Genomic DNA, 15,003 nt, shown 5'->3' with positions numbered 1-15,003 from the left:
CTTTGTAATAAAATTTAACAAATGGAATATTTAGGTTATTTAGCTTCAATTGTCATTGGGCTTTCATTGGGTTTAATAGGCGGAGGAGGATCAATACTCACCATACCCATCCTGGTTTATCTCTTTAAAATAAATCCCGAAAATGCTACGAGTTATTCTCTTTTTATAGTGGGAATTACCTCTTTATTTGGCTGTATTAGCCATTATAAAATGGGAAATCTTAAAATTAAATCGGCAATGTACTTTGCCATTCCTTCGATCTTTTCGATACTGATTATTAGAGAAGTTATTTTCCCCAAAATAGCATCAACAATTTTCTCCATTGCTTCCTATCAGGTATCAAAAAATTTCTTGATAATGATTGTTTTTTCGGTGCTGATGATTTCTGCTGCCATATCAATGATACGAAAAACAAAAACGGTAACGAATCCTCCAAAAACAAATTACACACAGCTGGGAATAATTGGGTTTTTGGTTGGAATTGTAACAGGTTTTTTAGGAGCAGGAGGCGGATTTTTAATCATACCGGCATTGCTTTTTTTTGCTAATTTACCAATGAAACAAGCTGTTGGCACCTCATTATTAATTATTTTCATAAACTCGACTATTGGTTTTGCTGGTGACTTATATATTGGCACACCAATCGATTATTCGTTTTTACTGACAATTTCAGGCATCGCACTGATAGGAATGGTTATTGGTATCAAACTTTCAAAAAAAATAGATGGAGCTAAGCTAAAACCACTCTTTGGTTGGTTTATATTAGTGATGGGAATATATATTATCACCAAAGAAATCTTCTTTTAAATGAAATGCTTTGTGTAACAATAGTCACTGTCAAATTAAAACACAAGAATTACCTTTGTACAAGAATCTTAAATCATAAATAATGCAAATAGAACAAATATATACCGGATGTTTAGCACAAGGTGCTTATTATATAACTTCAAATGGTGAAGCCGCCATCATTGATCCTTTACGCGAAATACAACCTTATCTAGATCGATTAGAGCGAGATAACGTAAAACTGAAATACATTTTTGAAACTCATTTTCATGCCGATTTTGTTTCGGGTCATGTTGATTTAAGCAAAAAAACCGGAGCACCAATCGTTTATGGACCAAGTGCTAATCCTGAATTTGAAGCAATTATAGCCACTGACGGACAGGAATTTACTATTGGTAAAATCAAAATAAAAGCATTGCATACTCCAGGTCACACCATGGAAAGTACCACTTATTTATTGATTGATGAAAACGGAAAAGAGCATGCTATTTTCTCTGGAGACACCTTATTTATTGGCGATGTAGGAAGACCTGACTTGGCTCAAAAAGCCGCTTCTATGACACAAGAACAATTGGCCGGAATATTGTTTCATTCGCTAAGAAACAAAATAATGACTCTCGCCGATGATGTTATCGTATATCCTGCGCACGGTGCTGGTAGTGCCTGTGGTAAAAATATGAGCAAAGAAACCGTTGGGACAATTGGCAACCAAAAAGCAACTAATTATGCTTTGAGAGCCAATATGACCGAAGAAGAATTCATAAATGAAGTGACCGAAGGTTTATTGCCTCCACCAGCCTATTTTGGTATGAACGTGGCGATGAACAAACAAGGATATGAAAGCTTTGACACCGTTTTAAACAATGGAATGAAAGCCATTAAAGCAAATGATTTTGAAGCCGTTGCCGAAGATTCCGGAGCCTTAATTTTAGATACTCGAAAAAATGGCGTTTTTGCCAAAGGCTTTATTCCTCAATCGATAAACATAGGCATTGAAGGCGATTTTGCCCCATGGGTTGGTGCTTTGATTGCCGATGTAAAACAGCCAATTATTCTGGTGACTGAAATTGGTCAGGAAGAAGAATCAGTGACTCGATTGAGTCGTGTGGGTTTTGACAAACTAATTGGTCATTTGGAAGGTGGTTTTGAGACTTGGAAAAAAGCAGCGAAAGAAATTGATACCATAAACCGAATTACAGCCGAGGAATTTTCTAAAGAAGTAAAAATTGGGGAAAGCAAAATAATAGATATTCGTAAAGAAAGCGAATATTGTGCCGAACACGTAGAAGAAGCTTTCAGTAAACCATTGGCAACCATAAACGAATGGCTGAAAGATATCGATCCTAAAGAACCGTTTTTCCTTCATTGTGCCGGTGGTTACCGCAGTATGATTGCTGCTTCTATTTTACAGGCTCGTGGGTTCAGAAACTTTTCGGAAGTAGAAGGCGGTTTTAACGCTATTGCAAAAACGACAGTGCCCAAAACCGATTTTGTATGCCAAAGTAAGGTTTTGAAATAATGACAATATAACATCATTGAAAAAAAACATCAAAATGGAAAAAATACAATGTTGTGTAATATCCTGTGAAAAACCTATTGACGCAGCCTATTGGGAAGCCCAATACGAAGCAAAAACAACAGCATGGGATTTAGGCGAAGTATCACCTCCCATTAAAACCTATATTGATACATTAGAGAATAAAGATATTGCCATCTTAATTCCAGGATGCGGCAACAGCTATGAAGCGGAATATCTTTTGGAAAAAGGATTTACCAACATTAGCGTTATCGATATTGCGCCAAGCTTGGTTACCAATTTGAAACAGAAGTTTGCGACCAATTCCAATATAAAAATCATATTGGGTGATTTCTTCGAGCATCAAGGAAAATACAATTTGATTATCGAACAAACTTTTTTCTGTGCTCTGCCTCCTACTATGCGCCAGAAATATGCTTGGAAAATGCACCACCTTTTGGCCGAAAATGGAATTTTAACCGGCTTGTTATTCAATAGAACATTTGAAGTAAGTCCTCCTTTTGGCGGAAGCCAAGAAGAATATGAAATGCTTTTTAAAGACGCTTTTGATTTTTTAAAATTAGAAAAAGCTCAAAACTCTGTTACACCAAGAGCCAATTCCGAATTGTTTTTTGAATTCAAAAAAAACAATCTAGTTGAAGTTATTCTTTATGAATTTGAAGGAATTACTTGTAGTGGTTGTATGAATACGGTAACTCAAAAGTTTGCCGCAATAAGTGAGGTTCTTAATGTAAGTATGAGCACTAATTTTGCCGAAGTCTTGATTGTAAGCAACAAAGAAATCCAATTACAGAAACTACAAAACATAGTTTCTTATGATGAAAAATACAAAATAAAGAAATCATAAAAGTGTAGACAATGAAAGAAGTATTATTTCGAAACTGGCATGTTATGCGTTTTTTCCGTTTGGCTTTTGCCGGTTTTCTATTTTATCAAGCCTACGTCAGTAAAGAATGGTTTTTTATCGCCTTTGGTTTCTTTTTTCTGTTTCAAGCTCTATTTAACTTTGGTTGTGGAGCCAATGGTTGTAAGATTCCAAACAAAAAATAAATTAAAAAAGTGTGTAACAAGAATTCAAATCCTTTTTACACACTTTTTTTTAATCCTGATTAAAGATTTTAAGAAAACACAAAAACCTTTTTTAATCACAAAGACCTTTATCATTCAGAAATAAATTTTGTAATTTTGACAAACCTCATAAACCTTAGACAAAACGTCAATTACGCTTAGATTCTAAACAATAAAAAAGCAACCAATGAGCACTAGTTTCAACAGTATCATAAATTCAGAAAAACCTGTGTTAGTTGATTTTTTCGCTACATGGTGTGGTCCCTGCAAAATGCTTGGTCCTATTTTGAAAGAAGTAAAAGACAATCTTGGAGATCGAATTTCAATCATAAAAATTGATGTCGATAAAAACCAACAATTGGCTTCCGTATATCAAGTTCGTGGTGTACCAACTATGATTTTATTTCAAAACGGAAAACAATTATGGAGACAATCCGGTGTTTTAGAAAAAAGCGCAATAATCGAAATCATATTAGAAAAAAGTAACGAATGACAAAAAAAGCGATCATTATCACAAGTATAGGAATTGTAATTGGTGCCGTTGCCGGATATTTCTACTATTATTTTGTAGGTTGTGCCTCAGGAACTTGTGCCATAACTTCGAAACCCTTGAATTCTACCTTATACGGAAGCTTTACAGGAGGATTACTATTTAATATGTTTGTGAAAGACAATAAAAAATAAATTAGAACAAATTAAAATCGCACCTATTAAAACTTATATACTACTAGTTTTCAAACTATAGCTCCTATTATTTCTCCAATATTTATAAAGATTCAACCCCTATTCATTGTAGCTTAATCAAAATTTAACAAAAAATTAATTCCAAACTTGTATATACAAATAAAAAACATGTTACATTTGTACCAACAAATTACATATATACAAATATGAAAATTGAAGATGAAATAAAAAGCACTGTTTCTTTAAACATTTCAAAAAAGATTATTCTGAACGTTTTATACACACAAAACGTTATTACAGAAAAATTTAATGAAATTTTGAAGCCTTTCGATATTTCAAGCGAACAATATAATGTTTTAAGGATATTAAGAGGACAAAAAGGAAACCCGGCCAATATGTGCATGATTCAAGAACGCATGCTAGCCAAAACGAGTAATACCACAAGGTTAGTGGATAAGCTATTGCTTAAAAATCTAGTAACAAGAAATGTTTGCCCAGAAAACAGACGAAAAATTGAAGTTTTAATTACTCAAAAAGGGATTGAAATTCTAACAGAAATAGACCCTAAAGTAATTGAACACGAAAATCTTTTCTCTAGAAAACTAAGTGCCGAAGAACTAGAACAATTGAATATTTTATTAGAAAAATACAGAAATTAATACCTTTAAATAAATCATGAATACTTTTATAAACAATCAAAATTGGAGATATGCAACAAAGAAATTTGATGCAACAAAAAAAATATCTACCGAAGATCTAGATACTCTAAAAGAAGCAATACGATTAAGTACTTCTTCTTATGGACTTCAACCTTACAAAGTTATTATTGTTGAAAATCCTGAATTAAGAGTACAATTGCAGCAAGCAGCATGGGGACAATCACAACTTGTAGATGCTTCTCATCTAATGATTTTTGCAAATGAAATTAACTTTGGCGAAGTAGGAATAGACAATTACTTTAAAAATGTTAGTGAAACAAGAGATGTTCCTTTAGAAAACATGAAAGGATACCATGATTTTGTTAAATCAGTTATTACCACTCTTCCTGAAGAAGTAAGAAATAATTGGACATCAAAACAAACTTATTTAGCTTTGGGAAATCTATTGAATGCAGCAGCCGAATTAAGAATTGATGTTACTCCAATGGAAGGCTTTGAACCTGCTAAAGTAAATGAAATATTAGGTCTAGAACAACTGGGACTTAATGCTTCGGTTATGGCAACTATAGGATACCGTCATGATGAAGACGCAACACAACATCACAAAAAAATTAGAAAATCAAACAACGAATTATTTATTACACTATAATTATTAATCACAAATCAAATTTAAACAAATGAAAAATTTAAAAGCAATTGCATTAGCATTAGTAGTAGTTTTATCAACTGCATCAGTAACAGCACAATCTAAAAAAATAGATGTTGCACAAAGCACAATCAACTGGGTTGGAAAAAAAGTAACAGGTCAACACAATGGAACTGTAAACTTCAAAGAAGGTGCTTTAGTGTTCAAAGGAAAAAAATTAACTGGTGGAGCTTTTACTGTTGATATGACATCTTTAACAGCAACTGACTTAAAAGGAGAATACCAAGGAAAATTGAACGGGCACTTGAAAGCTGACGATTTTTTCGGAACTGACAAATTCCCAACTTCAACAATAGTTTTCAAAACTATTAAAGTAAAAGCAAAAGATGTTTACACAGTAACTGCTGATTTAACTATCAAAGGAATCACTAAACCAGTAAACTTTGACATTACTGTAAGTGGAAATACTGCAACTACAACTTTTAATGTTGACAGAACAAAATACGACATTAAATATGGTTCTAAAAGCTTCTTTGACAGCTTAGGAGACAAAGCTATTTCTGACGAATTTGAATTAGCAGTTTCTTTGAAAATGTAATCAAACATTCCAAAAAATATTTTAAACGTCCTCAACAAGAAAATTGTTGGGGACGTTTTTTTTTAAATTAAAACTTAGCCTAGTCAAAAGAAACTCTTCCAGTTTCTTAAAAAAAAGCCTCAGCACTAAAATTTAACTCCGTTTTTTATGTCATTTTTTAAGACTTATTTAAAACACTAATAATCATTTATTTACAAAAACATTAATGTTTTTTATTTAACTTTGGGAAAACTAGTCGCTAATAAAACAACCAATTGAAAGCGATAACTATTTTTAACATTAAATGTGTACCAAGATGAAAAAACTAAAAACCATTGGAATTATCCTGACCGTTCTTCTAATAATTGGAAGCACGCAGGCTCAAACGAACAAAATTGATACTTCAAAAAGTAAAATTACTTGGACTGGCAAAAAAATAACAGGAGAACATCAAGGAACTATCAATTTTAAAGAAGGCCATCTTGTTATGAAAAACAACATGCTTACCGGAGGGAAATTTGTTGTAGATATGACCTCAATGGTTAATACAGATCAAACAGGGAAATCAAAACTAAATCTTGAAGGCCATCTTAAATCAGATGACTTTTTTGGAACACAAAATTTTCCCACCTCAACATTAACTTTTAAAAACATTGAGGGTAAAGGAAACGGTATTTATGGTATAACTGCCGATTTGACCATCAAAGGAATCACAAAACCTGTTAAATTTGATTTAATGGTAAAAGACGATTCCGCTACGGCAAAACTAACTATAGATCGTACAAAATATGACATTAAATATCGCTCTGGAAGCTACTTTGAGGATTTAGGAGACAAAACCATTTATAATGATTTTGAATTGGACATTTCCTTGAAAATGTAATTCTTTTGCTAAAAACATACTAAACTTTAATAAAATCATTGAAGTTTACTTTTAATACAAAACCAAGCCTTTGCCTTTGCAAAGGCTTTTTTATTTAGCTTTTTCATCTCATTAAAAACAACATTACCAAAACTAGCATTATTAATCTTATCATAACAAATACTTAATAATTTATAATTATTCAATTAATATGCGCCTCTTACTTTTGAAAAAATAAAATTATGGAACAAAGGCAATGACAGTCTTTCTGTGTTTTATGATAAAATTTAAAATAAAAATTCAATCATGAAAAAAGTATTATTCATCATAATCATCTGTTTGATAAGTGAAACATCAATAAACGCCCAGCAAACAAAAGGGATTATTGGTCAAAACAATTGGTTAAAAAACTGGACTAACTTCAAACCAGCGACCGAAGAATACCCCGAAGCAACAATCATTTTGACCGGTAAAATAGACAAAGATCTTACACTAAATAAAAAACAAACTTATCGATTAATTGGCGTAGTATACGTTACAAATAATGCCGTCCTTACTATAGAACCCGGAACAATCATACGAGGTGATGTAGAAACATGTGGCACTCTCGTTATAACAAAAGGGGCTAAAATAATAGCGGAAGGCAAAGAAACCGACCCTATTGTTTTTACTTCGGACAAAGCCTCCTTCACTAGAAAACCCGGAGATTGGGGAGGTATCATTATACTTGGAGATGCTCCTATAAATAAAATCGGCGGAGTAAGTTTTTTAGACTTCAATCTAGACCATATGATTAGTCATTATGGAGGGCAGAATCAAGATAGTGACTCTGGAATATTAAAATACGTTCGCATTGAATTCTCAGGAAGAAAACTCAATGCTACAAAAGAACTCAACGGCTTATCGCTGGCAGGAGTAGGACGGAAAACCCAATTTAATTTTATTCAAATCAGTTATTCCAATGATGATTCTTTTGAATGCTATGGGGGTGATGTAAATTTTGAAAACCTCATTTCATTCAGAGCAACTGACGATGATTTCGATTTTACACAAGGTGCACAATGTAATATCAATAACAGCGCCGCAATTCGCTATCCTTATTCATCTGATATATCCGGATCCCGATGCTTTGAAATAGACTCTTTTGATAAAATTGAAAATCTAGATATAACAAAAAAATTAACCAAAATAACAGCTTCCAACATCACCTTGGTCAACTTAGAAGAAAACAACCAAGGTTTAGTTCGAGAAGCCATTTTCATAAAAGACAAAAGCTATTTCAACCTTAATAACAGTATCGTTTCGGGGTTTAAACTTTGTGTTTTATTGGATAATAAAATAGCTAATATTTCGGCAAACTTGGCAAAAATTAATTTACAAAATGTACTTATTAATAATTGTGCCGGAGGAATTCAGAGCGAATTAGCAGAAAATGATTCTGAAATAAAAAATTGGTACAACAATGAATCATTCTCAATAGAATACTCTAAACAAAATAATTCAGTCCTTTTTTTAGAACCAAATAATAAAAAAACACCTGACTTCAGATTAAAAACAAACAGCATTTTAGCCAAAGGGTACTAAACACAAACAACTATTTATCAATTATCTAAAAATGAAATATTAAAAGTTTAGTGGTAAATTATTAAACAAAAAAACAAACTAATGTTTTATTATTTTATTTAATAAGTTTGGTCTAGTCAAATTTCATTTATATATTTGCTCCAATAAAAAACAATATGAACACAATTTTAAACAATACTTGGTGGTGGAATAATTTACGTCAGTCGTCGTGAACTAAGCTCCTATAGTATTATTTAAACTATAAATATAAAAAGGCTTGTCATCACGACAAGCCTTTTTTTTGTGCCAATAAAATATTAACAATCAAATTTATTCCAGTTGAAACATTATACATTAAATACAAAATACAAACAAATACTTGCTGACACAATGACTCCGGTAAGTGTTTATTTTAAAATACGCGATAAATTTCCAAATAGCTTGTTGCTGGAAAGTAGTGATTATCACGGCAATGATAACAGTTTTTCCTATATCTGTTGCAATCCTATTGCATCGATAAAAATAGAAAACGAAACTATCTTTAAAACTTATCCTGACGGGACTTCTGAGAAAATAGCAATTGATTCCAATACCGATATTCCGCAGGTAATTCAAGAGTTTTCACATCAATTTGAATCCAAAAAAAATGATTTCAAATTCATCAATAATGGCTTATTTGGTTATATTTCCTATGATGCTGTTCGTTATTTTGAAAAGCTAAACATTTCCAAAAAAGACAATAGTATTTCGATACCTGATGTCTATTATGCGGTGTACCAAAACATCATAGCCATCAATCATTTCAAGAATGAAGCCTATATCTTTTGCCACAGCGTAGATGGAAAAAACAATATTTCTGAAATTGAACAATTATTGCAATCCAGAAATATTCCTTCTTATAAATTTTCGAAAGAAGGAGAAGGTTTTTCTAATTTGACGGATGAGGAATTCAAACACAATGTAGCTTTGGCCAAAAAACATTGTTTTAGAGGCGATGTTTTCCAATTAGTTTTATCTAGACGATTTACCCAAGGTTTCAAAGGAGATGAATTTAATGTTTACAGAGCCTTAAGAAGCATCAATCCTTCGCCTTATTTGTTCTTTTTTGACTATGGAAATTTCAAAATATTTGGATCTTCGCCCGAAGCTCAGATTATCGTAAAAAACAGAAAAGCCGAAATCCATCCCATAGCTGGAACCTTCAAAAGAACCGGAAATGACGAACAGGATGCCGTTCTTGCCAAACAATTATCCGAAGATAAAAAAGAAAATAGCGAACATGTAATGCTTGTAGATTTAGCCCGAAATGATTTGAGCCGAAATGGCCATGATGTGAATGTCGAAAAATACCGAGAAGTACAGTTTTTCTCTCATGTTATCCATTTAGTTTCAAAAGTGACAGGCCATTTACACGAAAAAGCCACAACTATGCAAGTAGTTGCTGACACTTTTCCCGCCGGAACATTAAGTGGCGCGCCAAAACACAAGGCGATGCAACTTATTGAAGAGTATGAAAAAACCAACCGTAATTTCTATGGCGGAGCAATAGGTTTCATGGATTTTGAAGGAAATTTTAATCATGCCATTATGATTCGAACCTTCCTGAGCAAAAACCATCAATTGCATTCGCAGGCCGGTGCCGGAATTGTTGCCAGTTCTGATGAAGAAAGTGAAATGCAAGAAGTATATAATAAATTAAGAGCTTTGAATACAGCTTTGGATCTAGCAGAAACCATTTAACCTTTTTAAAACATGAAAAAAACAATTAACGCCTTACTGTTTATTCTACTTTTCGCATCTTGTAATGTAACTAACAAACTAGAACAAACAAAAGAAAACAAAAGTATAGTTGAAGGTAGCTGGCGACTCATCTCGGCAATGACAACTGAAAAAGACAGCACTTTTTCTACTTTCAATGCTAAAACCAAAATGATTAAAATTATAAATGGCTCTCATTTTTCTTTTTTTAACCATGATTTGAATAATGGAAAAGACGCTAATCCTGTATATTTTGCCGGTGGAGGAAAATACACCTTGAAAGACAGTATTTACACAGAAAATCTTGAATACTTTTCGATCAGAGAATGGGAAAATAACAAATTTGAATTTGTCGTAAAAGTTCAGAACGACACTTTGGTTCAGAAAGGAATTGAGAAAATTGAAAAATTGGGAATAGATCGAATCATAATTGAAAAATACGTTCGAGAAAAATAATAAAAACAAAATGAAAAAAATAGTAGTCATAGACAATTACGATAGCTTTACTTACAATTTAGTGCATTATCTCGAAGATTTAAATTGTCAAGTTACCGTATACAGAAACGACGAATTTGATATTGATGAAATAGCAAATTTTGATAAAATATTACTTTCTCCAGGACCGGGAATCCCCGATGAAGCGGGATTGTTGAAAGATGTCATTCGAAAATATGCGCCAACCAAAAGCATTTTTGGCGTGTGTTTGGGGCAACAAGCCATCGGAGAAGTTTTCGGCGGAACACTTTCTAACTTAGATAAAGTATATCATGGCGTTGCCACAATGGTAAAAACGGTGGTCGATGATGAACTTCTGTTTGAAGGATTGGCAAACGAATTTGAAGTGGGGCGCTACCATTCTTGGGTTGTTGATGCTAATTTACCGGATGTTCTAGAAGCCACTTCTTTCGATGAAAACGGACAAGTAATGTCGTTGCGTCACCGAACATTTGACGTTCGCGGCGTACAATTTCACCCTGAAAGTGTGTTGACACCTAACGGAAAGAAAATGCTAGAAAATTGGGTAAATTCCTAATTAACGGTTTAAAAAAAATATGCTTTCGTAGCAAAAAAATTACGCCTTTGTGGCAAATAAAAACAAAATGAAAAACATATTAAACAGATTAATCAATCACGAAATGCTTTCGAAAGAAGAGGCAAAAAACGTATTGGTCAATATTTCCAACGGAAGTTATAATACCAGCCAAATCGCCTCGTTTCTTACCGTATACATGATGCGCAGCGTTAGCATTGACGAGCTTTCAGGTTTCCGTGAAGCACTATTGGATTTATGCATTCGAGTAGATTTATCCGACTATAATACAATCGATTTGTGTGGAACCGGCGGTGACGGAAAAGACACATTCAACATTTCAACCTTGGCTTCCTTTGTGGCTGCCGGTGCGGGAATAAAAGTGGCCAAACACGGAAATTACGGAGTTTCATCCATTTCTGGTTCGAGCAATGTGATGGAAAAACTGGGAATCAAATTCAGCAATGACCCTGATTTTTTAGAGAAATGTATCGATAAAGCGGGAATCAGCGTTTTACATGCGCCTTTGTTTCACCCGGCTATGAAAAATGTCGGTCCAATCCGAAAAGAATTGGCCGTAAAAACCTTTTTCAATATGTTGGGACCAATGGTAAATCCGTCGTTTCCTCAAAATCAATTGGTGGGAGTTTTCAATTTGGAAATGGCAAGAATGTATGCTTATCTGTATCAAAACACCGATGTGAATTTCACCATCCTGCACTCGCTTGACGGCTATGACGAAGTTTCTTTGACAGGACCAACAAAAACCATTACCAGCTCAATGGAAGGAATGCTGAACCCGGAAGATTTTGGCGTTCACCTTTTGACGCAAAGCGAAATAGAAGGTGGAAAAACCATCGATGAATCGGCTCAAATGTTTACCAATATTATTTCAGGCCAAGGAACCCAAGCCCAAAATAATGTGGTTTGTGCCAATGCAGCCATGGCGATAGCAACGGTTACCAAATGTTCTCCTTTGGAAGGATTTCAATTGGCAAAGGAAAGTTTGCTTTCAGGAAAAGGACTCGCGGCTTTGAAAAAATTGCAGGAGTTAAGTAAAATTTAAAACAGTTCAAAGTTGTTGCATTATTGATAATAGACTGAGCAACTTTAAACTTCAAACAAAGAAATAATGAATATTTTAGATAAAATTATAGTTGACAAAAAAAGGGAAGTCATTCTCAAAAAATCAATCATTCCCGTTTCACAATTGGAAGCTTCGGTTTTCTTTGGCAAAAAGACTATTTCGTTGAGTACCAATTTAAAAAACAGCAATTCGGGAATCATCGCCGAACACAAACGCCGTTCGCCTTCAAAAGCAGAAATCAATTACGGTTTCACCGTTGAAGAAGTAGTGAAAGGTTATGAAAATGCTGGCGCCTGTGGGATTTCGGTTCTAACGGACGGTAAATACTTTGGCGGTTCATTGGACGATTTACTTTTGGCAAGAGCTTCAGTAAACATTCCAATTCTGCGAAAAGAATTCGTCGTTGACGAATACCAAATATTGGAAGCCAAAGCGCACGGAGCCGATTTGATTTTGTTAATCGCTGCGGTTTTGACAAGAGACGAAATTAAATCCTTATCGGAATTCGCCAAAGCTTTGGGATTAGAAGTTTTACTCGAAGTACACAATCAGGAAGAATTAGAAAAATCGATAATGCCTACTTTGGACATGATCGGCGTAAACAACCGAAACCTGAAAACTTTCGAAGTAAGTTTGGATTTTAGCAAACAATTAGCAGCACAGATTCCGAACGATTTCGTAAAAGTTTCCGAAAGCGGCATTTCATCAATTGAAGCCATCAACGAACTAAAACCTTACGGCTACAAAGGGTTTTTGATAGGAGAAAACTTTATGAAAACGGCAAATGCCGGTGAAGCGGCTAAGGAATTTATTTCACAGCTATAAAAGAAATTAAAAACTTTGCGCCTTTGCATCTTTGCGAGCAAAAAAAACATAACAATATGAAACTCAAAATCTGCGGTCTGAAATATCCTGACAACATACTCGAATTGGCCTCGCTCCTACCCGACTATATGGGATTCATATTCTGGGAAAAATCGGCTCGGTATTTTGACGGAATTATTCCGGATTTGCCCAAATCGATCAAAAAAGTGGGGGTTTTTGTAAATGCTTCACAAGAAGAAATTCTCGAAAAAGCAATAAAACACGATTTGCAAGCTATTCAGTTACACGGTCAGGAATCGGTTGAATTTTGCCAAAATTTAAGAGATAAAATCGGAGCCGAAATCGAGCTTATAAAAGTATTTTCAGTAGCCGACGATTTTGATTTTGATGTTTTAAAACCCTTTGAAAACGTTTGTGATTATTTCCTTTTCGATACCAAAGGAAAATTGCCGGGCGGAAACGGAACCGTTTTTGATTGGAAAGTATTAGAAAAATATCCGTCGACAACGCCATTTTTTTTAAGCGGTGGAATCGGAATTAATGAATTGGAAACGGTAAAAGAAATTTTAAAAACAAATTTACCCATACACGCCATCGACGTAAACAGCAAATTTGAAACAGAACCGGGATTAAAAAATGTACAATTATGTAGAGATGCACTGCAGTGCATCTCTACCCATAACATATAAAAATAAAAAATCATGTCATACCACGTCAACGAAAAAGGCTATTACGGAGAATTTGGAGGAGCCTACATTCCTGAAATGTTATATCCAAATGTAGAAGAATTACGTCAAAATTATTTAAAAATTACCGCCGATCCTGCGTTTCAGGCAGAATTTGATGCCTTGCTACAAGATTATGTAGGTCGGCCAACACCGCTTTATTTTGCGGAACGTTTATCCAAAAAATACAACACCAAAATCTACCTCAAAAGGGAAGATTTGTGTCATACGGGTGCGCATAAAGTTAACAATACAATTGGGCAAATCCTTTTGGCAAAACGATTGGGCAAAAAACGCATCATTGCCGAAACCGGCGCAGGCCAACACGGCGTTGCTACGGCAACAGTTTGCGCGCTTATGGGACTGGAATGCATCGTGTATATGGGCGAAATCGACATCAAGCGCCAGGCGCCGAATGTGGCGCGCATGAAAATGTTGGGCGCCGAAGTTCGTCCCGCGCTCTCGGGCTCCAAAACCCTAAAAGATGCCACAAACGAAGCCATTCGCGATTGGATCAACAATCCAGTTGATACCTATTACATCATCGGGTCTGTCGTGGGACCGCATCCTTATCCGGATATGGTAGCGCGTTTTCAATCGGTGATTTCCAAGGAAATCAAATCCCAATTACTGGAAAAAGAAGGACGTGAAAACCCCGATTACGTGATTGCTTGCGTGGGTGGCGGAAGCAATGCTGCCGGTGCTTACTACCACTTTCTGGATGAAAAGGAAGTCAATATTATAGCCGTTGAAGCCGCCGGTTTGGGAGTGGATTCCGGCGAAAGTGCCGCCACTTCAGCCTTGGGGAAAATAGGCGTTATTCACGGCAGTAAAACCCTGTTGATGCAAACTCCTGATGGTCAAATAACCGAACCTTACTCGATTTCGGCTGGATTAGATTACCCGGGAGTTGGTCCTATGCACGCGCATTTGTTCGTCTCCGGAAGAGCCGAATTCATTTCCATTACAGACGAGCAGGCTATGAATTTTGGTCTGCAACTCTCCAAAATGGAAGGAATTATCCCGGCCATCGAGAGCGCCCATGCCTTTGCCGTTTTGGATGAAATGAAATTCAAACCCGAAGATATTGTCGTAATCAATCTTTCCGGTCGTGGCGACAAGGATTTGAATACCTATATTGATTATTTTAAACTTTAGATATTAGAATTACGATATACGATATGGAATATATAAAA

18 protein-coding genes are annotated in these 15,003 nt (G+C 34.8%); all 18 read left to right on the top strand.

All coding sequences use genetic code 11. The features are described 5' to 3' along the window. Positions 1-21: 21 nt before the first annotated feature. The 18 genes from ACMDB5_RS08345 to trpB all read left to right on the top strand — a co-directional run bounded on the left by ACMDB5_RS08345 (position 22) and on the right by trpB (position 14,965). A complete protein-coding gene (locus ACMDB5_RS08345) occupies positions 22-807 on the top strand; it encodes a sulfite exporter TauE/SafE family protein (RefSeq protein WP_413997802.1) in 786 nt (261 codons plus the stop codon). A gap of 82 nt (positions 808-889) precedes the next feature. Continuing rightward, positions 890-2,305 carry an MBL fold metallo-hydrolase gene (locus tag ACMDB5_RS08340; RefSeq protein WP_413997801.1) on the top strand — a complete coding sequence of 472 codons (1,416 nt, stop codon included), beginning with the start codon at positions 890-892 and terminating at the stop codon, positions 2,303-2,305. A gap of 34 nt (positions 2,306-2,339) precedes the next feature. After that, positions 2,340-3,170, top strand: coding sequence for a thiopurine S-methyltransferase (locus ACMDB5_RS08335; RefSeq protein WP_413997800.1), 831 nt, complete (start codon positions 2,340-2,342; stop codon positions 3,168-3,170). 11 nt (positions 3,171-3,181) lie between these two features. Further along, positions 3,182-3,373, top strand: a complete 192-nt coding sequence (locus ACMDB5_RS08330) for a hypothetical protein (RefSeq protein WP_413997799.1) — start codon at positions 3,182-3,184, stop codon at positions 3,371-3,373. A 205-nt stretch (positions 3,374-3,578) separates the two neighbouring features. Further along, entirely contained in the window at positions 3,579-3,884 is a 306-nt protein-coding gene (trxA, locus tag ACMDB5_RS08325) for a thioredoxin (protein WP_413997798.1), read from the top strand. Beyond that, the gene (locus tag ACMDB5_RS08320; protein ID WP_413997797.1) at positions 3,881-4,075 is read left to right on the top strand and encodes a DUF6132 family protein; all 195 of its coding nucleotides are present in this window, start codon (positions 3,881-3,883) and stop codon (positions 4,073-4,075) included. The genes trxA and ACMDB5_RS08320 overlap by 4 nt, the downstream gene beginning before the upstream one ends. A gap of 206 nt (positions 4,076-4,281) precedes the next feature. Further along, complete coding sequence (locus tag ACMDB5_RS08315) at positions 4,282-4,734, top strand: MarR family winged helix-turn-helix transcriptional regulator (protein ID WP_413997796.1); 453 nt, start codon at positions 4,282-4,284, stop codon at positions 4,732-4,734. A 16-nt stretch (positions 4,735-4,750) separates the two neighbouring features. Further along, on the top strand, positions 4,751-5,383 hold the full coding sequence (locus tag ACMDB5_RS08310; protein WP_413997795.1) for an NAD(P)H-dependent oxidoreductase: 633 nt from the start codon (positions 4,751-4,753) through the stop codon (positions 5,381-5,383). A 28-nt stretch (positions 5,384-5,411) separates the two neighbouring features. Further along, entirely contained in the window at positions 5,412-5,978 is a 567-nt protein-coding gene (locus tag ACMDB5_RS08305; RefSeq protein WP_413997794.1) for a YceI family protein, read from the top strand. 295 nt (positions 5,979-6,273) lie between these two features. Beyond that, positions 6,274-6,840: a YceI family protein gene (locus ACMDB5_RS08300; RefSeq protein WP_413997793.1), complete on the top strand. Its 567-nt coding sequence runs from the start codon at positions 6,274-6,276 to the stop codon at positions 6,838-6,840. A 285-nt stretch (positions 6,841-7,125) separates the two neighbouring features. Continuing rightward, positions 7,126-8,403, top strand: a complete 1,278-nt coding sequence (locus tag ACMDB5_RS08295; protein ID WP_413997792.1) for a hypothetical protein — start codon at positions 7,126-7,128, stop codon at positions 8,401-8,403. 318 nt (positions 8,404-8,721) lie between these two features. Then, complete coding sequence (locus ACMDB5_RS08290; protein ID WP_413997791.1) at positions 8,722-10,122, top strand: anthranilate synthase component I family protein; 1,401 nt, start codon at positions 8,722-8,724, stop codon at positions 10,120-10,122. A 12-nt stretch (positions 10,123-10,134) separates the two neighbouring features. Then, positions 10,135-10,596: a hypothetical protein gene (locus tag ACMDB5_RS08285; protein ID WP_413997790.1), complete on the top strand. Its 462-nt coding sequence runs from the start codon at positions 10,135-10,137 to the stop codon at positions 10,594-10,596. 10 nt (positions 10,597-10,606) lie between these two features. Then, positions 10,607-11,173: an anthranilate synthase component II gene (locus ACMDB5_RS08280; RefSeq protein WP_413997789.1), complete on the top strand. Its 567-nt coding sequence runs from the start codon at positions 10,607-10,609 to the stop codon at positions 11,171-11,173. A 67-nt stretch (positions 11,174-11,240) separates the two neighbouring features. Continuing rightward, entirely contained in the window at positions 11,241-12,236 is a 996-nt protein-coding gene (trpD, locus tag ACMDB5_RS08275) for an anthranilate phosphoribosyltransferase (RefSeq protein ID WP_413997788.1), read from the top strand. A gap of 66 nt (positions 12,237-12,302) precedes the next feature. Next, positions 12,303-13,082, top strand: coding sequence for an indole-3-glycerol phosphate synthase TrpC (trpC, locus tag ACMDB5_RS08270; protein WP_413997787.1), 780 nt, complete (start codon positions 12,303-12,305; stop codon positions 13,080-13,082). 56 nt (positions 13,083-13,138) lie between these two features. Continuing rightward, complete coding sequence (locus ACMDB5_RS08265) at positions 13,139-13,771, top strand: phosphoribosylanthranilate isomerase (protein ID WP_413997786.1); 633 nt, start codon at positions 13,139-13,141, stop codon at positions 13,769-13,771. Between the two features lie 12 nt (positions 13,772-13,783). After that, positions 13,784-14,965: a tryptophan synthase subunit beta gene (trpB, locus tag ACMDB5_RS08260; protein ID WP_413997785.1), complete on the top strand. Its 1,182-nt coding sequence runs from the start codon at positions 13,784-13,786 to the stop codon at positions 14,963-14,965. Positions 14,966-15,003 lie beyond the last annotated feature (38 nt).

The organism is Flavobacterium sp. W1B (assembly GCF_047344965.1).
Lineage (GTDB): Bacteria > Bacteroidota > Bacteroidia > Flavobacteriales > Flavobacteriaceae > Flavobacterium.
This window is presented reverse-complemented; position numbering and strand designations above follow the sequence as displayed.

Excerpts from the sequence above, each read along its gene's own strand:
- ACMDB5_RS08305 (WP_413997794.1), top strand. The coding sequence starts at position 5,412 with ATGAAAAATTTAAAAGCAATTGCATTAGCATTAGTAGTAGTTTTATCA.
- trpD (WP_413997788.1), top strand. The coding sequence starts at position 11,241 with ATGAAAAACATATTAAACAGATTAATCAATCACGAAATGCTTTCGAAA.
- ACMDB5_RS08330 (WP_413997799.1), top strand. The coding sequence starts at position 3,182 with ATGAAAGAAGTATTATTTCGAAACTGGCATGTTATGCGTTTTTTCCGT.
- ACMDB5_RS08320 (WP_413997797.1), top strand. The coding sequence starts at position 3,881 with ATGACAAAAAAAGCGATCATTATCACAAGTATAGGAATTGTAATTGGT.
- trpC (WP_413997787.1), top strand. The coding sequence starts at position 12,303 with ATGAATATTTTAGATAAAATTATAGTTGACAAAAAAAGGGAAGTCATT.
- ACMDB5_RS08310 (WP_413997795.1), top strand. The coding sequence starts at position 4,751 with ATGAATACTTTTATAAACAATCAAAATTGGAGATATGCAACAAAGAAA.
- ACMDB5_RS08285 (WP_413997790.1), top strand. The coding sequence starts at position 10,135 with ATGAAAAAAACAATTAACGCCTTACTGTTTATTCTACTTTTCGCATCT.
- ACMDB5_RS08335 (WP_413997800.1), top strand. The coding sequence starts at position 2,340 with ATGGAAAAAATACAATGTTGTGTAATATCCTGTGAAAAACCTATTGAC.
- ACMDB5_RS08315 (WP_413997796.1), top strand. The coding sequence starts at position 4,282 with ATGAAAATTGAAGATGAAATAAAAAGCACTGTTTCTTTAAACATTTCA.
- ACMDB5_RS08340 (WP_413997801.1), top strand. The coding sequence starts at position 890 with ATGCAAATAGAACAAATATATACCGGATGTTTAGCACAAGGTGCTTAT.
- trpB (WP_413997785.1), top strand. The coding sequence starts at position 13,784 with ATGTCATACCACGTCAACGAAAAAGGCTATTACGGAGAATTTGGAGGA.
- ACMDB5_RS08265 (WP_413997786.1), top strand. The coding sequence starts at position 13,139 with ATGAAACTCAAAATCTGCGGTCTGAAATATCCTGACAACATACTCGAA.
- ACMDB5_RS08280 (WP_413997789.1), top strand. The coding sequence starts at position 10,607 with ATGAAAAAAATAGTAGTCATAGACAATTACGATAGCTTTACTTACAAT.
- ACMDB5_RS08345 (WP_413997802.1), top strand. The coding sequence starts at position 22 with ATGGAATATTTAGGTTATTTAGCTTCAATTGTCATTGGGCTTTCATTG.
- ACMDB5_RS08295 (WP_413997792.1), top strand. The coding sequence starts at position 7,126 with ATGAAAAAAGTATTATTCATCATAATCATCTGTTTGATAAGTGAAACA.
- ACMDB5_RS08300 (WP_413997793.1), top strand. The coding sequence starts at position 6,274 with ATGAAAAAACTAAAAACCATTGGAATTATCCTGACCGTTCTTCTAATA.
- trxA (WP_413997798.1), top strand. The coding sequence starts at position 3,579 with ATGAGCACTAGTTTCAACAGTATCATAAATTCAGAAAAACCTGTGTTA.